Here is a 24,738-nt window from a genome sequence, read left to right as displayed (position 1 = left end):
GCGTCGGTGGCTGCACCGACGCCGGTCTTTCAGTGTTCCACCGTTGCATCGACCAGGCTTTGCAACCGTTCCCACAAGCCTTCGACGTGGTGGCGCTCCGTCCCCAGCGCGCCAATGGACACGCGTACCATCCAGCGCTCGTCGAGCACGGCGGGAGTGACGTAGGCGCTGCCTGAATGGTTGAGCTTTTCCGCCCAGGCCCGGGTGTAGTTATCCAGCGCCTCACCATCAAGGCCTGGTGGCTCGTGGCGAATGCACAAGGTTTGCAGGGTGACGGCGGCTACCAGTTTCCAGTGTTTGCTGCCTTCAATCTGTTCTGCCAGCCAGCGGGCATTCGCCAGGTCACGCCGCAGCCGGGCCTGCAGGCCGCTGACGCCTTGCTCGCGGATCAGGAACCACAGCTTCAGCGCGCGGAACCGGCTGCCCAGGGAGATCCGCCAGTCGCGGTAGTTCCTGACCTGGCCGTCAGCCTTGGACTGTAGATAGCTGGGGTTGGTGGTCATGATGCGAATCAAGTGCTCGGGGTCGCGTACAAAGTACACCGAGCAATCAAACGCCGCCCCCAGCCATTTGTGAGGGTTGAGGACCAGCGAGTCGGCGTTCTCGATGCCGTGCCACAGCGCGCGGCATTCCGGGAGGATCATCGCGGCCCCGGCCATGGCTGAGTCGACATGCAACCACAGGCCGTGGCGTTGCGTCAGGGCGCCGATGGCTTCCAGGGGGTCGATGGCCATGGCTGCCGTTGTGCCGGTGGTCGCAATCACCACACAGGGTCTGTTCCCGGCAGCCAGGTCTTGTTCGATTGCCCGCTCCAATGCGTGCGGTGACATTGCATTGTGTTCGTCGGTTGCCACGGTACGGATATTGTTCTGGCCGAACCCCGCCAGGATCGCGGCCTTGTTCACTGAACTATGGGCGTGGGCCGAGGTGTAGACGATCAAGGGAGCGCCGCTGTTTTGCAGGCCATCGTGCATCAGCGCGTAGTGGGAGCTGCGTTCGCGGGCGCTGATCAGTGCCACCAGGGTGGAGGTCGAGGCCGAGTCCTGGATCACTCCGCTCCAGTTGGCGCTCAGGCCGATCATGTCGCGCAGCCAATCGGTGGTGACTTCCTCGATTTCGGTCAGGGCCGGGCTCGATTGCCACGACAATCCCACCACGCCCAGGCCGGTACTCAAGCAATCGCCGAGGACGGAGGACAGTTCCACATTCGACGGGAAGAACCCGAAAAAGCTTGGATGCTGCCAATGCAACAGACCGGGCATGATCAGTGTTTCGACGTCGCCCATGATCTGTTCGAACGGTTCGGCTGTCTCAGGTGGGCTGGCCGGCAATGCGGACCTGATTTCGCCCGGGGCCGTGGTGGGTTGCACACCGCGTTGCTCGATGTTTTGTCGATAGTCTGCAATCAGGTCGATCATGGCGTGGCCATGTCGGCGGAATTCTTCAGGTGTCATATCAGGGTGTCCGTCAGGAAGAGAAATAAAGGCGTTAGCACCAGAAGTAAAACGGCTGGCCAGTGGTATAGCCGATAAACGACTGGATGCTGATGCGCTTGCCTGAATCGAAACCGCAAATGGCATGGGGACGGCGAGTATTGATAATCACCAGTTCGTTTTTCTGCGGCTGGATGCGCAGCGGTTTTTGCAAACGATCTTCGGGCAGTTCCGCCCCTTCGAAACGGATGACCTCGTCGTAGGTAAACGCCTCGGTATCCCAAATGACCAGTTCACCTCCCGAAGGTGGTACTTCGAGGTAAATATTCGCGCTGAATTGATGTTCCAGTTCGGCAATCGACAAGGGCAGGCAATCGACATGGGGGACTGTTTCGGAGAGGTGGGCTGTCTCCGGGAACATGGCGCGGATAATGCCGCAGAACATCGGCTGGCCCTGGAACGCCGCGGTTGTCGCGCCTTCTGGCCACACCTGCCGGATATGCTCCATCAGTAGATGGATGGGTGGTTTGCGCGGGGCACAGAGGTCATCGATCACGCAGCGCATGTGGGTGGCGTCTGCGTAGTATTTCTGTTGCGAATAGCTGTCTGCGGCCTTGCCATAGGTGGAGTTGAACGGTGTTCCCCAGCGATGGACACCATAGAAATGCTGGACAACTTTTCCGTGCTCATAGGTCTCGTGGTTATATTCCTGGAGCGTCGCCGTTTCGTTGATATGTTTATTTAGTACTTCGCTGGTTTGTTCATTCGCGTAGTCAGGTACCCGGATGGCAAGTATTTCTCCGCGAATAAGTTTTTCCAGGCTGAGTGTGTCGAGTTGCTCAAGCGCCAGGATCCCGGGCACCTGGCTATGCGGGACTGCAGGTATTGATTCAACGCTGTTGAGGTCCGTCATGATGAAAACTCCATGTTAGTTACAGCACGTCATATAGATAACGTTTGTTTGGCTGGGGATTTACTGGCGACAGTGAGCGTCGGATGGCGCAGGGCCAAAGTTGAGGGAAAGACTTTTGGGGAGGTATAGGACTTTTCCGAGTAAACTTTTAAATACATCGGCGCTATCGGATCGCTTTATTTCACGCATAAAAAAAGGCGGCTACCCACTTAGGTAGCCGCCTTTTTCTTACTGCCGGTTTTGCTTAATCCGGCAGTTTGAACGCCATCACATAGTCACCCTGCTTGGTGCCCAGGGAACCATGACCGCCGGCCATGACCAGCACGTACTGCTTGCCGTCCTTGCCGGTGTAGGTCATTGGTGTGGTTTGCGCGCCTGCTGGCAGGCGGCCTTCCCACAACTGCTTGCCGTTTTTCACGTCATAGGCACGCAGGTACTGGTCAAGGGTACCGCTGAGGAAGGACACGCCACCGGCGGTGGTGAAAGTCCCGCCCAGGCTTGGCACGCCCATGGTCAGTGGAATCGGAACCGGCGAGCTGTCACGCACGGTGCCGTTCTTGTGCATCCAGATGGTCTGGTGGTTGGTCAGGTCGACCGCGGCCACATAACCCCACGCCGGCGCCTGGCACGGCAGGCCCAGTGGCGACAGCATGGCTTCGAGGATCACACCGTATGGCGCGCCTTTGTTCGGCTGCACGCCTTCGGTTTCGCTGACACGCGGACCTTGCTTGGCAATGTCGGCGGCCGGGATCAGTTTCGATTTGAACGCCATGTAGCTTGGGTTCACGAACGCGATCTGGCGAACCGGGTCGACGGAAATGCCACCCCAGTCGAACACGCCGAAGTTACCTGGGTAAACGATCGAGCCCTTTAGCGACGGCGGGGTGAACGGACCGTCGTAGCGCATGGATTTGAAGTCAATCCGGCACAGCATCTGGTCGAACGGCGTCACGCCCCACATGTCACGCTCCTTGAGGGGCGGTGGCATGAAGTTCAGGTCGGACTTCGGTTGGGTCGGTGCGGTGTGATCGCCTGCCACTGCGCCTTGCGGTACAGGGATTTCATTGATCGGCACTACAGGCTGACCGTTCGAGCGGTCGATCACGTAGATGCTGCCTTGCTTGGTCGACGCCATCACCGCTTGCTTCACGCCGTCAGCGGTCTTGATGTCGATCAGCGAAGGCTGGCCGCCCACGTCCATGTCCCACAGGTCATGGTGAGTGAACTGGAAGGTCCACTTCACGTGGCCGCTGTCGATGTCCAGGGCAGTCAGGCCGGCGCTGTACTTCTCGGAGTCCGGAGTCCGGTCGCCGCCGTACTGGTCGGGCATCTGGTTACCCATCGGCAGGTAGAGCATGCCGAGTTTTTCGTCCACCGCGAACATCGACCACATGTTTGGCGAGTTGCGGGTGTAAGTCTTGCCCTCGGCCAACGGGGTGGTGTCGTCCGGGTTGCCGCTGTCCCAATTCCACACCAGCTTGCCGGTGTGCACGTCGAACGCACGGATCACGCCGCTAGGCTCGTCGGTGGAGACGTTGTCGGTCACGTGACCGCCGATTACCACCAGGTTCTTGGTAACGGCCGGTGGCGAGGTGGAGTAGTAACCGCCCGGGGCGAAGGTGCCGATGTTGGCACGCAAGTCGATCTGGCCTTTGTCACCGAAGTCTTCGCACATCTTGCCGGTGTCGGCGTTCAGGGCGATCAGACGGGTGTCGGCGGTAGGGACGAAGATGCGTTTCGGGCAGGCATTCGGCGCGGCGGCCGGGCTGGCGCTGCCAGTCGGGCTCTGTTCCGAGGCATAGACCGCGTCATCGTGATACGACACGCCACGGCAGGTCATGTGCGCCCAACCCTTGAAGTTGGCAGCACCTTCGCTGCTGATCTTCGGGTCGAAACGCCAGATTTCCTTGCCGGTGTCCGGGTCCAGGGCAATCACCTGGCTGTGAGGCGTGCACACGTAGAGCATGCCGTTGACTTTCAGCGGGGTGTTTTCCGCGGTGGTTTCACCGGGATCGCCTGGGCCAGGGATGTCGCCAGTACGGAAGGTCCAGGCTGGAACCAGCTTGTGGGCGTTTTCCGGAGTGATCTGTGCGAGTGGCGAGTAACGATCACCGAAGGCCGAACGGCCGTAGGAGTTCCAGTCACCATCAGCCTGGGCCGGCGCAGTGCTGGCCATGCCCGGTACCGCATCGCGGTCCAGCTGGCCTTTCTTGACCATGGCGCCCGGGTCGGTGAATTGGCTGGCCAATGCAGCGGCGCCGGCCAGTACGACGGCGACGCTCAGCGCGCCAGTGCCCAGCGGCGAGGCTTGGCCACGCAGCAACGGACGGCGGAACCACGGGAGCAGCATGACGATGCCGAGGGCAAACAGCAGGGCCAGGCGCGGTACCAGTTGCCACCAGTCCAGGCCGACTTCCCACAGCGCCCATACGGTGCTGGCAAACAGAACCAGTGCGTACAAGCCCAGCGCCGCACGGCGTGTAGCCAGCAGCAACAGGCCTGTGACGGTGATGCCGAGACCGGCCAGCAGGTAATACAGCGACCCGCCGAGCATGCTCAGCTTGATCCCCCCGGCCAACAAGGCCAGGCCCATTATCAGCAGCAAGATCCCCAGCAGCCTGGGCAGCAGGCGACTTGGACTTGAAGCACCATCAGTGCTCATAGTGTGGTTCTCCGTTACGTTTTGAATTGATTGCGCACAGTTCACTGTAGATGACGTTCCGGCGCAGGCTTGGTTCAGGGCTAATTCGTTTTCTTCAGAATTTACTTACAACGTCAGAATGAGCTTTGCAGCTTGATCCCGCCGATGAGCGCGTCATCCACCTGGGCCACGGCTCCGGGGTGACGGATGTATTGCAGGTTCGGGCGCACCGTCAGCCACTGGGTGACATGGATGCCGTAATAGAGCTCAGCGCTGTATTCCGTGTGTTGAATCGGCAGGTAGGATGGGTCATCGAAGTCGTATACCGCGTGGGCCTGGTTGCTTGCCTCGGCATTCTTGCGGTAGGCCGGGTTGACGTGCACCCGGGCCACGGCGAAACCGATATCGTCCTTGGCGCGGGCGTCGAACAGGCCCTTGTAGACCACGCCGGCTTGCACGTAGTTATCCACAGCGTTGGTTTTCTTGTCGTGCATCGTGCCGTTGGCGAACACGTTCAAGCCCCGAGAATGGTCGCTGGCCAGGCTGGTGACTTGCTGCTGCACCCCCAGCCACACCCCGTGCTTGCTGGAGGCGCTGCGATAGGCCTCGCCGCTGAGGGCTGCCGGCTGGTCGTTGCGGTCTTTATACACATCGCTGGCCTTGGCGCTGCTGTAGTAGTAGCCGGCGCGGTATTCTCCGGGCAGGCCGTTCAGCGTAGGCGTCCACACCAGCTCAACCGGGAGCAGGGCGCCTTGGGTGCCGCTGCCGCTGAGCTTGAAGCCATTGCCGCGATCGAGGTTGGACGGGTTCTGTTCGTAGGCGCCGACCTGGGCGTACAACTCGGGCGTCAGGTGATATTTGACCCGCAACGCCCACTGGCTCACCGGCCAGTTGTACCAGATGCTGCCAACCCAGTTACCGACCTGCGAGCCGCAGAATGCGAGGTTCTGGAAGTCGCAGGGGAAGCTGTTGAAGTCTTCACCTTCGCCAAAGCGCCCGGCCTTGATGTCGAGCTTTTGGTCGAAGAATTTCTGCTGGTACCACATCTGCGTCAGGCGCCAGGTCTGGCCACGGCCCCAGACTTCCTGGGACGAGGTAAAACCGCCCACACGCGGATCGTTGACCCGGTCATTGGTGATGTTGTTGCCGCTGCGCTCGGTCACCGTCAACTGGAACTCGGCGTCGTGCCAGCCGAGGATCTTCTGCAGATCCAGGTGCGTGCCCAGGCCGAATTGGTCGCTGTAGCGCGCAGTGCGGTCGTGATCCGAGCCGCCGTGCAGGTTGCTGCCCATTTCGCCGGTGTAGTCGAATTTGAAGTCGTAGCCTAGTTGAGACAGCGCTGTCCGAGTGCCGCCGAAATCACCCAGCATCCACGGTGATTCAGCGTCAAAGGCAGGTGCGGCCTGTGCACAGTTGATCAGGCCGAAAGGTAACAGCGCAGCGCACAGGCGCAGGTTGGGGAAAGCAGGCATAGGCAAAATGGGGTCTTAATATTTTATGGTTTTGAAACGCAAACAGCGGCCTGGCGCGTTCGCACAAGGGCGTTGAACACGGGCGGTCGATGGTTTGGTGGAATGATGAAACGTTTCAGTTTGTTGCTGACAAGGATAAAGCCCTGGCGCGGGGAGAGAAAGGGCTAAACGGAAGATGGATTCTTTCGGATTTGGTAATAGTGCGCTGGGTCGTCGGATTTGGTAGCAATCTGTGCGTTGGTTTGTGTTTGAGGGCGTGGTTATCTGCGTCACCAAAACAGATGGGGGTCGACATGGAAGGCGACGACAACGTAGGTGAGGCAAAGGCCGTAACAGCCGGGGAACTAGTCATTATTCTCGGTCAGTATCACAGTGCAATTGCTAGGCTCGGCTCCGGCATCATTAGCTTGTCCGGTGCGCTCAAACATAGTGAAGACGTGGATGTAAAACAGGCGGCAGATGAAGCATGGGTGAAGCTGAATGAGTTTATCGACTGCATGGAAGGTGTAGCTGATGGACTGAATGCTTTGACCCAAAAGAAGGAGGCCTGAAATGGCGAATGACCTCAAGGATAATGTGAGCTATCTTCGCCAGGAGTACCGTCAAGGTTCGTCATCAGGCTACGACCGCAAAGGCGGCGCAGGCGGTGGGGGCAACGGAGGAGAAAACGATTTGGAAAAGCGTATTTCACAAGTTGAGGCAAGATTGGAGCGCGTCGAGACGAAGCTGGATGGCATGCAGGAGCACATGGCCACCAAGTCCGATCTGATCCAGACCAAAATCGACCTGCTCGAAGCAACCTCCAGGTTGGATCTCTCAATCGCCAATTTCAGAACGGATATGCAATCGTTGGAAACCCGACTGCTGAAATGGTTTGTCGGAACAGCTGGCGCCTTGTCTGCCATCGCCTTTGGCGTCGCCCGACTCGTCCACTGACGTTTTCCGTTCGAAGCCCGGCTTCCCGCCGGGCTTTCTGGTTTTTAAGCCAACTTCGCCAAACACTCTTCAAGAATATCCAGCCCTTCCTCCAGCACCGCCGCTTCAATCGTCAACGGCGCCAGCAGGCGGATGATATGCCGCGATTTGCCGCTGGGCATCAGCAACAAACCCGCCTCGCGGGCCAGTGCCAGCAGCTGGGCCAGTTGTTGTGGCGCCGGGCTGCCGTCGGCGTTGGCCAGTTCGATGCCACGCATGGTGCCCACGCCGGTCAAGCGGCCGAGGTAGGGGGAGAGCCTTTTCGAACACCATGATTCATAGCGACTGACGATCGCTTCTTCCTGCTGCGCGCCCCAACCTTGCAGGTGCTCGTCCGTCATTTCATCCAGGGTGGCCAAGGCCGCCGCGCAGGCAATCGGGTTACCGGAGTAGGTGCCGCCGAGGCCGCCTTTGGGCAGGTTGTCGAGCAATGTCTTGCGACCCACCACCGCACCCAACGGCACACCGCCGGCGATGCTTTTGCCCAGCAGGATCAGGTCCGGTTCGATGCCCAGGCGTGAGAAGGCGAAGCGCTGGCCGGTGCGGCCGAAGCCGGACTGGATTTCATCGGCAATCAACAGGATGTTTTTCTCATCGCAGAAGCGTCGCAGGGCCTGGGCAAATTCCACGTCCAGCGCCAGGAAACCACCTTCGCCCTGCACGGGTTCGATGATGAAACAGGCCACGTCGTCGACGTCGATTTCCACGCTGAACAGGCGGTCCATCGCCTTGAGTGCTTCGCCGCAGGTCACGCCGTTGTCGCGGCTGGGGTAGGGCAGGTGGAACACCGGCCCCGGCAATACGCCGACTTTTTGCTTGTAGGGCGCGACCTTGCCATTGAGATTGAGCGTCGCCAGCGTGCGCCCGTGAAACGCACCGTCAAAGGCGATGACGGCGGTGCGGCCAGTGGCGCCGCGGACAATTTTCAGGGCGTTTTCCGCCGCTTCCGCGCCACTGTTGGTGAGCATGCCACTGACCGGGTAATCCACCGGGATGAATGCGGTAAGACGGTCCATCAGTTCGATGTAGGGCGCGTGAGGCGCGGCATTGAAGGCGTAGTGGGTGAGCCTGGTGGCCTGGTCGCGGATCGCCTCCACCACACGCGGGTGGCAGTGGCCCAGGTTGAGCACGCCGATGCCGCCGACGAAATCGATGAAGCGCTTGCCGGTGGTGTCCCAGACTTCGGCGTTCCGGCCATGGCTGAGGCTGATGGGGTGGACGATGGAAATCGACTGGCTGATGGTTTGGCGGCTCATGGATCCGGGACTCAAGAATAGGATGCGTCCTTTTATCTAAGCCGTGAGCCGCCTTGCCCCGCAAACGAAATAAAGTCGCCGGGTCATTATTAAAAGTCGGGATGTGCTATGGCGAGGGAGCAAGCTCCTTCGCCACATCCACCATCCAGTTCAGGAACGCCTTCACTTTCGGGATCTCCCCGGCATGTTCGGCATGGGCGATAAAGTGCGCGCCGGCACTCGGCATTCTGTAATCCCAGGGGATCATCAGGCTGGCGTTCGCCAATTCCTCGGCCACCAGATACTGCGGCACCAACGCCACGCCGTACCCCGATTGCGCGGCGCGGATGCACATGTAGAACGTGTCGAAACGCGGCCCGTGGTAGCTGTTTTGCGAGTGCAGGCCCTGTTCCAGAAACCACTCGTGCCAGGCTTCCGGGCGCGAGGTGCATTGCAGCAAGGTGTGGCGGGACGAGGCGTCGCTGCCAGCGGCAACAAACCCGGGGGCACAGACCGGCACCACGGCTTCGCGAAACAACTCGATGCAAGTCGCCCCCGGCCACGCTCCCTGGCCGAAGAAAAACGCGATATCCGCCTTGGCCTGCAACACGTCGAACGGCTCCAGTTCGTTGCGCACGTCCAGGTGGATATTGGGATGGCGCGCGGCAAAATCCTTGAGCTTGGGCACCAGCCAGCGGTCACCGAAGGTCGGCTGGGTGGCGATGCGCAGCACTTCGGTCTCGCCACCGTAGGTGAGGATGTAGCGGCTGGAAATATCCACCTGGTTGAGGATCTTGCGTACTTCCTCCAGGTACAGCGAGCCCGCCGGCGACAGGTACAAACGCTGGCGTACCCGCTGGAACAGCGGGTGGCAGAGCATCTCTTCGAGCTGTGCCACCTGCTTGCTCACCGCGCTCTGGGTCAGGTGCAGTTCTTCGGCAGCGCGGGTGAAACTCAGGTGGCGGGCGGCGGCTTCGAAGCACTGCAGGGCGGTCATCGAAGGGGTCAAGCGTTTCGAGATCATGAGAAGTTCATTCCAAATCGGAAGGAGCCTTTGCCTAAACGTCGTTTGTGGCCAAGGTGTAAAGCCGTTGATACTGACCGGCAACACTATAAACGGCGCGGGTTTGTGGCGCCGAATAATAAAGACCGACAGGGAGCGCCTTGCATGAAGCACATGAAATCCACGTTGGCGACATTCACCGCCGCAGCACTATTGGGGCTGGCCGCAAGCGCACACGCGGGGGCGACCCTGGATGCGATCCAGAAGAAGGGTTTTATCCAGTGTGGGGTCAGTGATGGGTTGCCGGGTTTTGGCGTGCCGGACGCCAACGGCAAGATGACCGGCATTGATGTGGACGTGTGCCACGCCGTCGCCGCAGCACTCTTTGGTGATGCGTCGAAGGTGAAGTTCAGCCAGTTGACCGCCAAGGAGCGTTTCACTGCGTTGCAATCCGGCGAGATCGACCTGATTTCCCGCAACACCACCTGGACCAGTTCCCGTGACGCGGGCATGGGCATGGTGTTCACCGGCGTGACCTACTACGACGGCATCGGGTTCCTGGTGAACACCAAGCTCGGTGTGAAGAGCGCCAAGGACCTGGACGGCGCGACCATCTGCATCCAGGCCGGCACCACCACCGAGCTGAACGTCTCGGATTACTTCCGCGCCAACGGCCTGAAGTACACGCCGATTACCTTCGACACTGCTGACGAAAGTGCCAAGGGCCTCGAAGCGGGCCGCTGCGACGTGCTCACCACCGACCAGTCGGGGCTGTACGCCCAGCGGATCAAGATGGCTCACCCGGATGAGTTCGTGGTGTTGCCGGAAGTGATTTCCAAGGAGCCATTGGGCCCGCTGGTGCGCAAGGGCGACGACGAGTGGTTCAGCATCGTCAAGTGGACGTTGTTCGCCATGCTCAATGCCGAGGAAATGGGCATCACTTCGCAGAACGTTGAAGAGCAAGCCAAGTCCAGCAATAACCCGGACGTCGCCCGTTTGCTCGGCGCAGACGGTGACTACGGCAAGGACCTGAAACTGCGCAAGGACTGGGTCGTGCAGATCGTCAAGCAAGTGGGCAACTACAGCGAGGTGTTCGAGCGCAACATCGGCCAGGGCAGCGTGCTGAAGATCAAGCGCGGCCTTAATGCCCTGTGGAGCAACGGCGGGATCCAATACGCGCCGCCGGTTCGCTGAGGTTTCACGAAGAAACCGTGTCCTTGCCCGCCGCCTTGGAGCGATACAACGCCTGATCGGCCCTGGCCATCAGGCAGGCGGGTGACTCATCGTTGCGTCGCTCTACCACGCCGAGGCTCAACGTCACCTTGAAGCTGCCCACGGCGGGCAAGTCCTTGAGCGCACAGCGCATCCGCTCGGCCAATTCCCGCGCGGTCTCCAACGTGCTTTTGGGCACGATGACCATGAATTCATCGCCGCCCCAGCGGGCCAGCAAGTCGCCGTGGCGAATGCAGGCCTCCAGGCATTCCACCACGCGCACCAGGGTTTCATCGCCTACGGCATGGCCGTGCTGATCGTTGATGGGCTTGAAGTCGTCAATGTCCATGGCGATCAGCGACAGCGGCAGGCGAAACCGTTGGGCGCGAGCGCACTCTTCCAGCAGGACGCGTTCAAGGCGGTAACGATTGGCCACGCGAGTCAAGGCGTCGCGTTCGGCCAGGGAGCGATTCTCGTCCAGTTGCAACTGCAGTTGTTGATTGACCCGCGACAGCTCGCGGGTGCGCTCGGCCACCAGGGCTTCAAGGGATTGATTGCGGCGCTCCAGCTGTTCGATGGACTGTTTGCGCGCCTGGATACTGCGGTGGGCGCCGACCATGCGTGCCACCGAGCCGTCGTCGTTACGTGCGATCACGTAGCCGCGGTCTTCGATCCACAGGTAGGAGCCGTCTTTCTTGCGGCAGCGGTATTCGGCTTGATAGTGAGTGGTGCGGCGGTTGATGTAGTTATCAAACAGCACCATCACTTGGGGATAGTCATCGGGATGAATCACGTTTTCCCAGGTGAATACGCTGTTTTCCAGGGAGTGATGGGCATAGCCGAGCATTTCGTACCAGCCGGGGTTGCGGTAGACGAACCCGGTGTTGGCGTTCCAGTCCCAGATCCCGTCGCTGACCAGCTCCATGATGGCATGCAGCATGTCGGCGTTAAGGTCGCAAAAGTCCTTCCTTGACGGTTCGCTGCCGGATGTATCGTCCATTGCGCACTCCCTGCGTGGACTGGCTCCTGGGGCCAGCCAAAATTGATGCCGATACTCCGTGGCTGGCGGTACTGTACAACGGCGCCTTGGCGCTTAGAAGGGGGTCTTTGGTCTAGTGGGAATGTGGCTAAAAGCCACTACTTGCTTGGGTTCAGCTTCTGATCAGGCGCCGCCATCCTGGTCCTGGGCGCCCCATTGGCATTGTGCTGATAAATCGCCTCAGGCTGCCCCTGCCGGTTAAAAAACACCTGCCCGATCCCGGCAGAATTCCAGAGCCGTTCGCCCGCTTCAGCGTGTTCCGGAATATGCGGCACTACCTGCATGAGTCGGCGACGGGTGAACCAGTTCAGCGGTGAGCGCGGTGAGTAGAGCCATCGATTGAGACGGTCGAACCATTCCAGCAAGCGCGGCGGGAATTCGTTCTTGATGCCGCTGCTGGTGATCTGCCAGATTTTTGGACCGGCATTGCGGTGGCGAATCAGCACTTCATAGACGAACGAGTAGTGCACGTCTCCCGAGAGGATCACGTAGTTGCCCGGTGTGCGGGAGTGACGAAAGATGTTGAGGATCACCTGTGCCGCGCCGCGGTGGGCCATCCAGTTTTCCGCGTCCACCAGCAGCGGGTAGCCGCACCAACTGAAGGCCTTCTGCACGGTTTCGATCAGCTTGACGCCGAAGATCGGCGCCGGTGAAACGATGACCGCGCAAGGGTGATCCAGCAGCTCCTGTTGCAGTTCGCTCAGCGCTTCCCAGTCCAGCAGGCCGGAGGGTTGCTTGAGGTTGAACTCGCTGCGCCAGCGCCGGGTACGGGTGTCGAGCACTACCAGTGCGGGGGTGGTGGGCAGCACGTAATGCCATTGCTGGAACTTTAGCAGGTCATCCACCAGCTCATCTTGAGCGTCAGGCTGCAGGTAGTTGTCGTGGGCCTGTGTGGTGAGCGCCAGGGTTTTGCCGATCACCGTATCGAACGCATCCGGGTTATTGCCCCAGCCCTGGCACAGCATATAGGCCAGCAGTGCGTTGCCGATGATGCGCTTGGAGAACGGATGCCCGTAAGCGGTTTCTTCCCATTGGGCGCTGAGGTTCCAGTCGTCGGTGATGTCGTGATCGTCGAAGATCATCAGGCAGGAGAGGTGGGCGAACACCCTGGCCACGCCACCCAGGCCGCCACGGAACGTGTCGATCTGCACTTGCTCGTGCCCATAGCGTACGTGCCCTTCGGCGCGCAGTTGCGGCGCTTGCGGTGTGATCAGCTGCCACGGTACGGGCGACCACGCCAGCAGGTACATCGCCATGACTTCGGCAAAAGTCACCAGGTGGTTGTCGGCGCTGCTGCTGGTGAAAATAGGCTTCTTCACCCCGCCAAAAAAACGCTCGCGCAGGGTCTCGTTGCTCTTCAGGGCGGGCAACAGGTCGGCTCGATGGTAGTAGCTGGCGGCATGCTCATAAAGCGCGGCGCTGTTGTCGACGACGGCACCGTCGAGGTGTTCATCAAACAGGCCGAGGCGCGTGATCAGCGCATGAATGGCCCGCAGCATCGGCCCCGCGACATCGTCGGCGTAGACCTGGTCGCCACTCATCATCAACAAGGCCGGGCGTTCCTCCAGGGTGTTCGATGCGGCCAGCAGCCGGTCGACACACAGCAAACCGTCGGCTGCGCTGTGATGGGGCTTGCGGCAGGAACCGTGGACCAATTGGTGGATGCGGCTGTGCAGGACGAAATGCGGGCCTTGTGCGCCCGGGTAGAGCAGGTGCGGCGCCCATTCGGCGATACCGGCACGGTTTACCAGCAGGTCGTAGCCTATGCTCACGTCCTGGGGCAGGGCTTCCGCCAGCGGTACGTCGATCAGGTGGATAAAGGCCTGGCGCCCGACGGGCACCACCTTGCATTGGCTGGCGTCCAACTCGATATCGAGCGCCGCGCCTTGGGCGACTTGCAGCCTCAGGGTCAATGCCAGGGGACGACTTCCCACCAGCCACATCACCAGGCGCCGCGGTTCCAGGCGTCGCAGCAACGGGCCGGCGAGTACAGCGGGAAGTGTGTCGGGGTGAGGCATCAAGGCAACGGCTCTGGGCAAGGTTGGGCCGAAAAGGTAACGCATTGAATGTCAGCGTTTTGTTAAGGCGCGATACCCGGGCGAGCGGCAAATTACCCGGCGCCCACTGGCCCGGGCTATAAACCTTTCATCTCAAATCATGACTGCGTGGCGCAGGTCTCGCCTTCGGCAATCATCCAGCGCAGCACTTCGGCCAGGGCCACACTGTGCTGGCGCTCGACCCAGCGCACACCCTGCGGGCTGTACCGTTCGACATAGCGGCTCAGCACCAGGCGGCCCTGCTCCGACGACAGGCTCAGGCGGGTCTCCCGGCAGAGCAGGGCGCTGGTCCCGCGTTTACGAACCTGACGTTGCAGGACCAGTGAGCTTGATTCAGAAATCATCGCCGGCTCCCTGTGCACAATTATCGGCCTGAGGCGACGTCGCCCCCTGCTTGCCCTCCAGCACAAAGGCCGCGCGGTGTTCGGCCACCACGTTACGCAAGGCACTGTAGTAGTCCGGCAGCTTTTGCAGGCTGTCGGTCAGCGGCAGCAACGAGGCGCGCGTATCCACTGTGCCACCCACCAGGCTGATGGTGCCCAGGGTTTGCACGGTATCGCTGTCGCCCAGCGGCGCCACCAGGAAGTTCAGGACCTTGCCCGCCGCATCGCGGCTGTTGCCAGTGCCCAGCAACGGCAGTTCGACAATCGGCCCGTTGCCAATCCCCCACACGCCAAAGGTCTGGCCGAAGTCGGCGGTGTGGCGAGGGATGCCCAGCGGGTCCGAGACATCAATCAAGCCGACGATCCCCACGGTGGTGTTCACCGCAAAACGTCCCAGGGTGTTGATCGAGCGCCGTGGGTTGCCTTGCAGCAGGTCGTTGATGAAGACCTTGGGCTCGCTGAAGTTGCTGGCGAAGTTATGCACACCCTGCTGGAAAAACTCCGGCATGTATCGGTAGCCTCGGGCTACAGGCGCCAGGGCGTAGTCATCCACCGCGCGGTTGAAGGCGAACACGCCCCGGTTGACTGGTTCGGCGGGGTCATACACCGGGTAGGAAACCTGTGCGCAGCGTGTGGTACTCGTTACGTTGGCCGGGCTCGCGCAGCCTGTGAGGTAAGACACAGTCAGCAACAACACCGCCTGGCGAGCCAGGTGCTGGGGATACGTCAGCGAGCGCATGGGGTCAGTCTCCGGGAAAAGGAAGCCGATGCTGGCAGCCGCAGCTTGCGCGAAGATGTCTGCTTTATTGCGCCGTTGACGCTTTATTGCACGATTGAAATATATGACGGGCCGCGTCGAATGGTTTTAGATGGCGCATCGACAAGACCAAGTGATGCCCATCGGTGAGCCATCTTTTAATCGTGGACGATGACCTCGAGGTCCTCGCCCTGCTGAAGAAATTCTTCCTGCAACATGGCTACACGGTCGAGACCGCCGCCAATGGCGCCGAGCTGTGGGCGGCCATGGAGCGCACACCTGCCGACCTGATCATCCTCGACCTGATGCTGCCGGGGGATAACGGCCTGTTGCTGTGCCAGCGCCTGCGCCAGCAATACGCAACACCGGTGATCATGCTGACCGCCATGGGCGAACTGAGTGATCGCGTGGTGGGCCTGGAAATGGGCGCCGATGATTACCTGAGCAAACCTTTCGATGCCCGTGAATTACTTGCCCGGGTGCGCGCCGTACTGCGTCGGGCGGGTGAAAACCGGCCGACGTTGGGCGACGTGTCGCGCCCGCTGATTCGTTTCGCCGGCTGGCAACTGGACCTGACGCGCCGTGAGTTGCGCTCGCCGGACCAGGTGATGATCCCGTTGTCGTCCGGGGAGTTCGACCTGCTGCTGGTGTTCGTCGAACACCCGCAGCGCGTGCTCACCCGCGAGCAATTGCTGAACCTGGCGCGGGGCCATAGCCACGACGCGTTCGACCGCAGCATCGACGTGCAGGTCAGCCGCCTGCGACGCAAGCTGGAGTTCGACACCAAGCGCCCGGCGATGATTCGTACCGTGCGCAACGGTGGTTACCAGTTCACCGTCGCGGTGACCCGCTCATGAGCCGCTTCAAACCTCGGGACACCGTGGCCCGCTGGATTGCCCTGACCATCCTGATTGCGATGCTCACAGCGCTGGCCTTCAATGCGCTGTTTGTGCAACTGGCTGGCGTTTGGGCCAGGCCGCCGTTGGGTGAAACCGGCCTGTTGGAGAAGGTCGCGGTGATCGTGCGGATGATCGAAGCGGCAGAGCCGTCCCAGCGCGCCCAACTGACTCGGGCAGTGGCCGATGACAGCTTCAATGTGAGTTGGTCGGCCACCCGCACAGGCATTGATGTGCCGGTTCTGGAAGACCCGGGGTTTCACTCCGACCAGGTGTTCAAGCAGCTGCTCAAGGGGCCGGAGCGGCGAATGGAAGCCTACGAACCGTCCGACTGGCCTGGCCCCGGCGGGCGCTATGCGCTGGTGGTGCAACTGGTGGATGAATCCTGGCTGATGTTCAGCGCGCCGTCGCGCAGCTGGGGCCTGGCGGAAGGCCCGCGAAGCCTGATCGTGCTGATGCTGGTACTGATTTCCACCGCGCTGGTCACGCTGATCGCCACCCGGCGCCTGGCCCGGCCGCTGCAGTATTTCGCCCAGGGTGTGCGACGTTTCGGCGCCGACTTTCGTGCGCCGCCTATCGAGCCGGTCGGCCCCCAGGAAATCCGCCAGGCGATTCTCGCGTTCAACGGCATGCAGGCGCAGTTGCAGCACTTCATCCAGGACCGCACCCAGATGCTCGCCGCGATTTCCCATGACCTGCGTGCGCCGCTGACCCGCCTGCGCCTGCGGGGGGAATTCATCGAAGATGCCGACCAGCAGCACCGCCTGTTCCGGGATGTCGACGAGATGCAGGCGATGATCAACACCGCGCTGGAATTCTTTCGCGACGATGCGCGTCTGGAACAGGCTACCCAACTTGACCTCGCTGAGTTGCTGCAAACGCTGATTGACGATTACCGCGACCAGTCCATCGACATCACCTTCAATGGCCCGCCACGGCTGGTGTATTTCGGTCGCCCGCTGGGGCTCAAGCGAGTGATGACCAACCTGATGGACAATGCGATCCACTACGGGCGGGCGCCGGAAATCGAACTGCAACAGAGTCCGGGCGTGGTGACGATACGGGTACTGGACCGTGGCCCGGGCATCCCGCAGGAGCAGCATGAGCAGGTGTTCCTGCCGTTCTTTCGGCTGGAAGGCTCACGCAATAAAAGTACCGGCGGGGTCGGTTTGGGCCTTTCCACGGCACGGGCGATTGTCCTGGAACACGGTGGAACGCTGACGTTGGAGAATCGCCCGTGTGGCGGGTTGGCCGCCGTGGTGGTGTTGCCGGTTTAGGAAGGCTTAAACCCTCACGGCAAATTGCCTTTTCCCAGATCAGTCAGATTACCGCTATTCGACTGAAAAATTTGCTGGTTGGAGCTGCTACGCGAGGGCTCATCGTTTGGTTTGAGGGCCGGCTGAACAGGTTGGACGGGTTGAGTGGCTTGAGGCGAATGAGTGGGTTGATTGAAGGATTGGATATGGAAAGCGCTGCCAATGATTGGAAAGGACATAGATGTTGGCTCTCATTAGAAAGGACGTGAAGTGTGCGCATTCACCTCCCTTTGAGTGCGTCCTGATCAGTGGCCCTGGCCCGGTCCGGCGTTCCGGGCCTTTGGGTTTCCATATGCTTCGCCGTCTCGATGAGGCGCCGTTTCAAGCCGGCTTGGGCACCGTAAACCGAAATTCGCTGCCTCGCCCCAACTCACTCTCAGCCTCGATCCGCCCGCCGTGGGCCTGCACGATGCCTTGGGTGATGTACAGGCCCAGGCCGCTGCCGGTGGGATTGTTTTCGGTTTGCGTCCAGTAGCGATCAAACACGTGAGGCAACTGATCAGGGGCGATCCCTTCGCCGGAGTCACGCACCGAAAACACGATCTCTTCGCCATTGCTCAACGCACTGATGCCGATATTGCCCTGGCGCGGGGTGAACTTGATGGCGTTGCCGATCAGGTTCGACAGCACCTGGAACAACCGTTCCGGGTCGGCATGGATTTGCAGCCCGGGTTCGGCATTGAAGGACAGGTCGATGCCCTTTTCCATCGCCAGGGGCGCGAGCAGTGAATAGGCCTCCTCGAACATCTGGCTCACGTCCAGGGCCACCGGCTTGACGGTGTAGCGCCCGGCTTCGATCTTCGAGGTGTCGAGCAAATCTTCCAGCAGCACATTCATGCGCCCGGCGGCTTGTTGCATGGTATCGATGGCCGAGGAAATCCGTCGCGAGGTGTGTGGGCCATCGGAACTGAAGGCCTTTTGCATCATGCCGCAGAGCATCGAGATCACCGTCATCGGGTTGCGCAGGTCGTGGGAAACCACCGCCACCAGTTCATCCCGGGCGCGCACCGCCTGTTGTTCACGCAGCACCTGGCGGGCCAGGTCATTTTCCAGGGCCGAGCGGCGCAGGTCGTTGGCGGCGAAGCGGTCACCGTGGCTCCATTTGGTGGAAATGCCGGCCATCTCCACCTTCCAGATTTCAAACGAGGTGCGTGGGCGAAGGTGCAGGCCCGCGTCGGTGCTTTCCAGGTCCAGGGGTTTGTTCGGGTCGCCGCTCCAGTTGATGTTTTCCTTCACTTCGGGACGAAACCACAACACGCCGTTGTCCACCGGCTTGGGCAAGCTCATGGCCAGCACGCCACTGGCTACGTGCTGGTATTCAGCCGCCGGCGGGTAAACCGAGGCCAGGTTATGGCTGGCAAACACCGGCTGCCCGGCCTCTTGCAGCCACTTGTGCAGGGCGCGAATCTGCGCGGGTTCCGGGCAATTGCCGTAACGGTGCAGTTGCTTGTCTTCGATGATCGCCACACCGCCTGCGAGGGTCAGGTCCATCAGCAATTGCGGACGCTGCGCCAGGCCATCGAAGACGTTTGCGGGCGAGGCCTGCATGGCCTGGCTGAGCAAGGCCAGGGCCTCGACTTTTTCTTCGCGCTGGCGGCTTAGGTCCAGGGCCTCCATGGCGCTGATCTGCAACGACAGCACCTGGCCGATGGTCTGGCACGCGGTGCGCAAATCATTGGGCACCAGCAGCGGCTGGCGGTTGCCGCAACTGATCAGGCCCCAGAGTTTGTCGCCCGCCATCAGGGAGATGCTCATGGACGACAGCACCCCCATGTTTTTCATGTACTGGCAGTGAATCGGCGACACGCTGCGCAGGGTGGCGAAGCTCAGGTCCAGGGGCTGGCCGGTGTCCGGGCGCAACCTGGGCACCAGCGGCACTGCCTCGTAATCGGCATTGGGGATGATCCGCAGCCAATTGGTGCGGTACAGCTCCCGGGCTTGTTCGGGGATGTCAGACGCCGGGAAGAACAGGCCGTTGAACAATTCCATCGACGGGGCGGACGCTTCGGCGATCACCTGGCCGTGGCCTTCCTCTTCGAAACGATAAATCAGCACCCGGTCGTAGCCGGTCATGGCCTGGATTTCGTTGACGCTGATTTCATACAAGGCTTGCAGGGTTTTCGCCGCCTGCAGGCGTTGCAGCATCTTGCCCAGGTTGCTGGTCCGGCCATTGAGTGCCCGCGGCTGGAAGTCCTTGAGCCGTGGTTCGAACTCCAGCACCAGTACATCCTGATGGCGGTGCAGCAAGCCTTCGAACTCGGCGCCGTTGAGGGTCATGTGCAGCGGTGCGGCGTCGAAAAAGCTGTTTTGCGTGACCATGGCCCGGACGGCTTCGGCATGTTCAATGCCGATCAATGTGTGCAGCGGCTGGCCCAGCAGGGATTCCGGTGAGTGGTTGAACAGTTCGGCTACGTTGGCGCTCACCTGCACGATATGCAGGTCCGGCTCGGACAGGGTCAGCAGCGCACCGTGGGGCTGGATGGCCCCCGGGAAGCGGATGGGTTCGTCTGCACAGTTGGCAAGCAACTCTTCAAAATCTTCGGGTTTCATAGCAGTACCTCCTGGCTGTCGAGCCATTGCTCAAAGCAGCTGAATGTCGAGCGGGCCGCGTTCACGGCGCGCAGTTTGGCGTGCGCATCGAGGGGCACATGGCTCAGGTAGTCGAGAAAGTCTTTCCAGCGCCGACCGGTTTCGGCGCCGTACACGTTGAGAAACGCGCCGCCGTTGTCGGCATCCAGTCCCAGGCGCTGGGCCATTTCCCGGCGCAGGATCTGCCCGCCCAGGGTGGCACCTTCCAACACATACAGCGCGCCCAGGCAGGCGGCCGGCGTGTCGAGGAGCGGTAGCGACATGCAATGGGGAAGGGCGGCGATGGCTCGGGCGTCCAGGCCCAGGGCGTGAAGATCCGTCAGCAAGGTGGGAGTTTTGCGACGCAGCATCTGATCAAACCCCACGGGGATCAAGCCGCTGTCGTTCAGCGTCGTTTCCAGAGGGTTGTAGAACCCGTAATAGGCCTGGAGCAGGCGTTTATACCGAGTGTGATCGAGCTGCGGGGAGAAAAACGGCAAGCGCTTTTCCAGGGCGACGTGCAGTAAAGCGGTACCCGAGCGCAGGGCTTCAAGTACAGGGGGCGCACTAACGTCATGGGCCTGTGAATGCATTCAGTAAACTCGAACTGGGGGCCTGCTGGCCATGTAAGGTTGCTTAATAACTGACCGCAGGAGTCGCCGTGAAGTTCGCCTTGGCTGATATCGCGATGCTATCAGTGCATGGGCGAACCCTGCACCAGGGCCGACTGCACGCAGTCGATCAGGCGCTTGGTGGTCCATGGCTTGGGCAGGAACCGCACGGTGCTGCCCAACTGCGAGGCCATTGCGGTGTTGCCCGAGGTCAGCACCACCGGCAGCGTCGGCCAGCGATGGGCGACCACCTTGCTCAAGTCGTAGCCATTGAGCAGGCCGGGCATCTGGATATCGCTGACAATCAAGTCTACCGGATCACTGGCCCGTTCAAGAAAAATCATTCCTTCGTCTGCGGACGGGAACGAGGTCACCACCGCGCCGAAATCCTCCAGTACATCTACCATCAACGAGCGAATGATTTCGTCGTCTTCCAGCACCAATATCGATGGCTGAGCCATGATCCTTACTCCACCATCCGGGTTAAGTAAGGTGGAGTGGGGCGCCGTTGAATAGGTTCGATTGGATGTTTTTTTTGCGATGGGTGGTCATTTGGTTGCCTTTGAATTGCGTCAGGGCAGGGCGCTCCACTGGCGAAACCTGCTAGAAGCGTTCATCCAGCAGCGCCGGCAATGTCAGCTCCTTGACGAAACTGGCGCCGGACAGGCTCAAGACCATACGCACCACCTGCACCACGTCATGCACCGGAATCAATTGGCCCTCACCGCGCTGTTCGGCCTGGGTGCGTGAGGTGCTCAAGGAATCTTCGGTATTCAGATAGCCCAGGTTCAGGCAAGTGACACCCAGGCGTTGCTGGCGATAGCCTTCACGCAGCGCATCGGCGATGCCGCGCAAGGCGAATTTCGAGGCGCCGAACGCCACTTCGGGCCGGCCGCTCTGGGGCAGTCCCGAGGTCGAGCCGGTGAGGATGATGCGCGGCTGAGGGCTCTTCAATAACACCGGCAGCAGCCGCTTGATCAACAACAGCGGTGCGGTGATGTTGCAACTGACGATGGCTTCCAGTTGCGTGTCCTCGTCGGTGAGAAAGCTGTACGCCGGATCAAACGCCCGCGCCTCCCAGATGCCCAGGTTATAGATCAGTGTGTCCAGCCCGCCTGCCGCCACCGCCTGCTCGATGACGTGCGCCGCTTGGCCAGGCATGCCAAGGTCTGCTTCCACCCAGCGCACCTCGGCGCCAGTGCTGCACATCAAGGGATCAGGGCGACTGCGGGACACCCCGATCAGCGTATCCCCAACCCCGCCCAGCCCTTCCATCAAGGCCCTGCCCAATCCTTTGCTTGCACCGACCACCATGGTTTTCATCGCTTGTCTCCTGAACCGCTGTGCCGAGAGGAGCGGGCATGCAAGCAGAGTGGTGGGGTGATATCAATTGAGTGGCTGTTTCCAGATGTTAATCTCAGGTGTTTCAACGATCCCGGGTTGCCTCATGCTGACTGTTATCCGACTTGCCGCCGCACCCGACGCAGTGTGTTTACCTGCAATAGAGCGCAGTGCGGCCCAGTCCTTTCGTGCGATCGAATCCTTGAGCTGGCTGGCCGATGCCGAGGTCATGAGTGTTGAACGTCATCTGCAGTTGATCGCGTTGGGTACGTGTTGGGTGGCGGTGGATGCTGCTGGCCAGGTCCAGGGTTTTCTCAGTGCACAGATGCTTGATGACGACCTGCACATCCATGAACTGTCGGTGGCGCAGGTCATGCAGGGCCGTGGCGCAGGGCGGCAATTGCTTGAGGCCGTGATGAATGAGGCTCGCTCGCGCCGGTTGCGGGCAGTCACCTTGACCACATTTTGCGACGTGCCCTGGAACAGCCCGTTTTATCAGCGGCTGGGATTTGAGCAAGCACATTCGCTGGCGCCGGATCATCGTTTGGCAGAGGCTCTGCGTGAGGAGTATCGTCACGGTTTTGCGCCGGGCAGTCGCTGTGCCATGTCATGGCAGGTCGTAGCGCGTTAAGTAAAGGCACCCCAAGGATTCTCATGTTTATCCGAAACCCCCTCGTCCCCGAACTCATCGTGACGGCCCTCACGAGCAGCCTCGACTTCTGGGTCACCCAGTTGGGATTCGACATTGGTTATCAGCGCTCCGAAGAAGGCTTTGCCTACCTCGACCTGCAAGGCGCGCAAATCATGCTGGAGCAATACGATCCGGATGCCGGCCAGTGGCTGACCGCACCCTTGGAAAAACCCTTGGGACGAGGCATTAACCTGCAAATCGATGTGCCTGCCGTGGCGCCTGTTCTGCAGCGTCTGGCTGCCATCGGCTGGCCGCTGTTCCGCGACGTTGAGGACGCTTGGTACCGGGCGGGTGAGGTGGAAGCGGGGCAGCGGCAGTTCATCGTGCAAGACCCGGACGGCTACCTGGTGCGTCTGGTGCAGCGGTTGGGCGAACGACCTGTGGGGACTCATTCATGAAATACGCCGCTTTACTGGCCATTGCCTTGATCGGTGGGGCCTTCAGTCTCCAGGCTCTCGCAGAAGGCGATGCCCAAGCCGGTGAAAAGCTGTTCAGCAAAACCTGTGGCGGTTGCCATAGCGTCGGCGAAAATGCACGGGGCGGTTTCGGGCCGCAACTCAACGGCATCATTGGTCGACCGGCTGGCACCACCACTGACTATCAGTATTCAGATGCGATGAAAAATTCAGGCGTGGTCTGGACGCGGGACAAGCTGGCCGCCTATATCGAGGCGCCGAAAAAGGTGGTGAGCGGCACCCGGATGATTTTCTGGGGGATCAGCGATCAGGAGAAAATCGACAACTTGCTGGCGTACCTTGCGACATTTCAGGCGCAATAAACACCGATCCCAAGACAAGGATTTCACTCCATGGTCGCACCGCGTATCCGGGCGCTTGCCCTTTGTATCTTTCACCGCAACGGTCGAATTCTGGTTCACGAATTCCAGGATGCGGTGAAACAGCAGACAGTCTTTCGCCCCATCGGTGGCGGCATCGAATTCGGTGAACGCAGCGCCGAGGCCATCGTGCGAGAAGTCCAGGAGGAACTGGCGCAGCCGATTCACAGCCTGCGCCTGCTCGGCACGCTTGAAAGCATCTTTACCTACGACGGCCACCCCGGACACGAGATCGTCCAGGTCTACGATGGTCAATTTGCGGATCAGAGCCTATACGAGCAGCCGTATCTTGACGGTGCTGAAAGCAACGGTTTTGCGTTCAAGGTGAGTTGGAAGGGCAGCTCAAGCTTCACCGCGCAGTCGCCACTGGTACCGGAAGGGCTTTACGCGCTGCTCAAGGGCGCCGCGCTACTGGATTGACGGCACGCGTCCCGATAATGCCTCGGGGCCTTTCCTGTCACTCGCTTGAAGGCGTTGCTGAACGCACTTTCAGAACCGTACCCCAACGACTGCGCTAACACGCCCACTGACAGATTCCCCTCGCGCAACGCTCGTTGCGCAAGGCGCATGCGCCACTCGGTCAGGTACGCCAACGGTGGTACCCCGGCAACGCTCTTGAAGTAGTGCGAAAAGGTGGTGCGCGACATCGCAGCCGCCGTAGCCAGGTCTTCGAGTGTCCAGGCACGCCCCGGCTCGCTGTGTATCAAGCGCAGCGCGGGGGCCAGGCGCTTGTCGCTGACCGTGCGCAGCCAGCCTTCGGGTAATACGCCCGAGGTCTCGACATAGGCCCGCAGGATCTGGATAAACATCAACTGCGCCAGTTGCGCCGACGCCAAGCTTGCCCCGAGCAAATTGGCTTGCCCCTCATGTGCCAACTGGCCGAGTAGCCATTGCACGATTGTCGCTTGCGGCGACGTGGCCCGCACGTGGATCAGGGGCGGCAGCGCGTTGGCCAGCAGGCCGCCACTCTCCGGGTCCAGTTGCACGTAGCCGCCGATTTGCACACAGCCCTGGCCGTCACCGATTTGCGGGAAGCGGCCGGCGTCAGCGAATAATTGCCGCGCTTCCAAAGGCGCGACCGACACATCGCCTGCAAGCACAAACGAGCGTTGCGCACACAGCAGGAACACATCGCCCGCCTCAATCAACACCGGCGCCAGTTCGCCATCCATCCACAACCAGCACTGCCCCTTCACCACCCCGAAAAACTTGATCTTGTCCGGCGCGGGAAAACGCAGGGCCCAGGCGCCGCCCGCGCTGAAGCCGCCGGTCATAACCGATTGGGCATTCACGAACGTGAGAATCTCGGAAAACGGGTCGCTGGGCATATTCGTACTTTTACGCATGTAAATGGGATAAT

General features: G+C 60.8%; 24 protein-coding genes. 9 read left to right on the top strand and 15 right to left on the bottom strand.

Translation table 11 applies throughout. The features are described 5' to 3' along the window. Nucleotides 1-29: 29 nt before the first annotated feature. The 4 genes from HX805_RS05640 to HX805_RS05625 all read right to left on the bottom strand — a co-directional run bounded on the left by HX805_RS05640 (nt 30) and on the right by HX805_RS05625 (nt 6,459). Entirely contained in the window at nt 30-1,454 is a 1,425-nt protein-coding gene (locus tag HX805_RS05640; RefSeq protein WP_008438501.1) for a pyridoxal-dependent decarboxylase, read from the bottom strand. Between the two features lie 34 nt (nt 1,455-1,488). Next, the gene (locus HX805_RS05635) at nt 1,489-2,346 is read right to left on the bottom strand and encodes a 2OG-Fe(II) oxygenase (protein WP_003210388.1); all 858 of its coding nucleotides are present in this window, start codon (nt 2,344-2,346) and stop codon (nt 1,489-1,491) included. Nucleotides 2,347-2,590: 244 nt separating this feature from the next. Continuing rightward, the gene (locus HX805_RS05630; RefSeq protein ID WP_177051602.1) at nt 2,591-5,008 is read right to left on the bottom strand and encodes a glucose/quinate/shikimate family membrane-bound PQQ-dependent dehydrogenase; all 2,418 of its coding nucleotides are present in this window, start codon (nt 5,006-5,008) and stop codon (nt 2,591-2,593) included. A 113-nt stretch (nt 5,009-5,121) separates the two neighbouring features. Next, entirely contained in the window at nt 5,122-6,459 is a 1,338-nt protein-coding gene (locus HX805_RS05625) for a carbohydrate porin (protein ID WP_087695158.1), read from the bottom strand. An 89-nt stretch (nt 6,460-6,548) separates the two neighbouring features. Between HX805_RS05625 and HX805_RS05620 the strand changes: the two genes are divergently transcribed. Together HX805_RS05620 and HX805_RS05615 are read left to right on the top strand one after the other, a co-directional pair. Then, nucleotides 6,549-7,010, top strand: coding sequence for a hypothetical protein (locus HX805_RS05620; protein WP_177116682.1), 462 nt, complete (start codon nt 6,549-6,551; stop codon nt 7,008-7,010). 1 nt (nt 7,011) lies between these two features. Then, complete coding sequence (locus HX805_RS05615) at nt 7,012-7,395, top strand: DUF1640 domain-containing protein (RefSeq protein ID WP_177116681.1); 384 nt, start codon at nt 7,012-7,014, stop codon at nt 7,393-7,395. Nucleotides 7,396-7,439: 44 nt separating this feature from the next. On the opposite strand, the gene HX805_RS05610 is transcribed toward HX805_RS05615, so the two are convergent. After that, entirely contained in the window at nt 7,440-8,690 is a 1,251-nt protein-coding gene (locus tag HX805_RS05610) for an aspartate aminotransferase family protein (RefSeq protein ID WP_177116680.1), read from the bottom strand. Nucleotides 8,691-8,796: 106 nt separating this feature from the next. After that, complete coding sequence (locus HX805_RS05605) at nt 8,797-9,693, bottom strand: LysR substrate-binding domain-containing protein (RefSeq protein WP_102605928.1); 897 nt, start codon at nt 9,691-9,693, stop codon at nt 8,797-8,799. Between the two features lie 144 nt (nt 9,694-9,837). Between HX805_RS05605 and HX805_RS05600 the strand changes: the two genes are divergently transcribed. Next, nucleotides 9,838-10,866, top strand: a complete 1,029-nt coding sequence (locus tag HX805_RS05600; RefSeq protein WP_177116679.1) for an amino acid ABC transporter substrate-binding protein — start codon at nt 9,838-9,840, stop codon at nt 10,864-10,866. Between the two features lie 4 nt (nt 10,867-10,870). Here HX805_RS05600 and HX805_RS05595 read toward each other — a convergent pair whose 3' ends face one another. The 4 genes from HX805_RS05595 to HX805_RS05580 all read right to left on the bottom strand — a co-directional run bounded on the left by HX805_RS05595 (nt 10,871) and on the right by HX805_RS05580 (nt 15,102). Next, nucleotides 10,871-11,884, bottom strand: coding sequence for a diguanylate cyclase (locus tag HX805_RS05595; RefSeq protein ID WP_023659140.1), 1,014 nt, complete (start codon nt 11,882-11,884; stop codon nt 10,871-10,873). Between the two features lie 137 nt (nt 11,885-12,021). Continuing rightward, nucleotides 12,022-13,941 carry an alkaline phosphatase D family protein gene (locus HX805_RS05590; protein WP_177116678.1) on the bottom strand — a complete coding sequence of 640 codons (1,920 nt, stop codon included), beginning with the start codon at nt 13,939-13,941 and terminating at the stop codon, nt 12,022-12,024. Nucleotides 13,942-14,078: 137 nt separating this feature from the next. After that, nucleotides 14,079-14,324 carry a hypothetical protein gene (locus HX805_RS05585; protein WP_003210371.1) on the bottom strand — a complete coding sequence of 82 codons (246 nt, stop codon included), beginning with the start codon at nt 14,322-14,324 and terminating at the stop codon, nt 14,079-14,081. Next, nucleotides 14,314-15,102: a VacJ family lipoprotein gene (locus HX805_RS05580; protein WP_003210369.1), complete on the bottom strand. Its 789-nt coding sequence runs from the start codon at nt 15,100-15,102 to the stop codon at nt 14,314-14,316. The genes HX805_RS05585 and HX805_RS05580 overlap by 11 nt, the downstream gene beginning before the upstream one ends. Nucleotides 15,103-15,266: 164 nt before the next feature. Here HX805_RS05580 and HX805_RS05575 point away from each other — a divergent pair, with 164 nt between their 5' ends. Beyond that, entirely contained in the window at nt 15,267-15,977 is a 711-nt protein-coding gene (locus HX805_RS05575) for a response regulator (protein ID WP_023659139.1), read from the top strand. Further along, nucleotides 15,974-17,293, top strand: a complete 1,320-nt coding sequence (locus HX805_RS05570; protein ID WP_102368174.1) for an ATP-binding protein — start codon at nt 15,974-15,976, stop codon at nt 17,291-17,293. The genes HX805_RS05575 and HX805_RS05570 overlap by 4 nt, the downstream gene beginning before the upstream one ends. A gap of 360 nt (nt 17,294-17,653) precedes the next feature. Here HX805_RS05570 and HX805_RS05565 read toward each other — a convergent pair whose 3' ends face one another. The 4 genes from HX805_RS05565 to HX805_RS05550 form a co-directional block, all read right to left on the bottom strand. Beyond that, nucleotides 17,654-19,882: an ATP-binding protein gene (locus HX805_RS05565; RefSeq protein ID WP_177116677.1), complete on the bottom strand. Its 2,229-nt coding sequence runs from the start codon at nt 19,880-19,882 to the stop codon at nt 17,654-17,656. After that, on the bottom strand, nt 19,879-20,493 hold the full coding sequence (locus tag HX805_RS05560; protein ID WP_003210363.1) for a biliverdin-producing heme oxygenase: 615 nt from the start codon (nt 20,491-20,493) through the stop codon (nt 19,879-19,881). The genes HX805_RS05565 and HX805_RS05560 overlap by 4 nt, the downstream gene beginning before the upstream one ends. Before the next feature lie 101 nt (nt 20,494-20,594). Further along, the gene (locus tag HX805_RS05555; protein ID WP_003210361.1) at nt 20,595-20,972 is read right to left on the bottom strand and encodes a response regulator; all 378 of its coding nucleotides are present in this window, start codon (nt 20,970-20,972) and stop codon (nt 20,595-20,597) included. A 142-nt stretch (nt 20,973-21,114) separates the two neighbouring features. Then, nucleotides 21,115-21,834 (bottom strand): SDR family oxidoreductase, encoded by a 720-nt coding sequence (locus HX805_RS05550; RefSeq protein WP_003210358.1) that lies wholly within the window; start codon nt 21,832-21,834, stop codon nt 21,115-21,117. A 124-nt stretch (nt 21,835-21,958) separates the two neighbouring features. On the opposite strand from HX805_RS05550, the gene HX805_RS05545 reads away from it, so the two are divergent. The 4 genes from HX805_RS05545 to HX805_RS05530 are packed head-to-tail and all read left to right on the top strand — an operon-like array spanning nt 21,959 to nt 23,798. Next, nucleotides 21,959-22,483, top strand: coding sequence for a GNAT family N-acetyltransferase (locus HX805_RS05545; RefSeq protein WP_177116676.1), 525 nt, complete (start codon nt 21,959-21,961; stop codon nt 22,481-22,483). A 23-nt stretch (nt 22,484-22,506) separates the two neighbouring features. Further along, nucleotides 22,507-22,941 carry a VOC family protein gene (locus HX805_RS05540; RefSeq protein ID WP_087695151.1) on the top strand — a complete coding sequence of 145 codons (435 nt, stop codon included), beginning with the start codon at nt 22,507-22,509 and terminating at the stop codon, nt 22,939-22,941. Then, entirely contained in the window at nt 22,938-23,321 is a 384-nt protein-coding gene (locus HX805_RS05535) for a cytochrome c family protein (protein ID WP_087695150.1), read from the top strand. Before HX805_RS05540 ends, HX805_RS05535 begins: the two co-directional genes overlap by 4 nt. A 30-nt stretch (nt 23,322-23,351) precedes the next feature. Next, on the top strand, nt 23,352-23,798 hold the full coding sequence (locus HX805_RS05530) for an NUDIX hydrolase (protein ID WP_177116675.1): 447 nt from the start codon (nt 23,352-23,354) through the stop codon (nt 23,796-23,798). Here HX805_RS05530 and HX805_RS05525 read toward each other — a convergent pair. Then, nucleotides 23,762-24,724: an AraC family transcriptional regulator gene (locus HX805_RS05525; RefSeq protein ID WP_256347040.1), complete on the bottom strand. Its 963-nt coding sequence runs from the start codon at nt 24,722-24,724 to the stop codon at nt 23,762-23,764. The genes HX805_RS05530 and HX805_RS05525 overlap by 37 nt on opposite strands. Nucleotides 24,725-24,738 lie beyond the last annotated feature (14 nt).

It is taken from the genome of Pseudomonas sp. G5001, assembly GCF_013385475.1.
In the GTDB taxonomy this organism is placed as follows: domain Bacteria; phylum Pseudomonadota; class Gammaproteobacteria; order Pseudomonadales; family Pseudomonadaceae; genus Aquipseudomonas.
The sequence above is the reverse complement of the archived record's forward strand: the minus strand, read 5'-3'. Positions and strand labels throughout refer to the sequence as shown.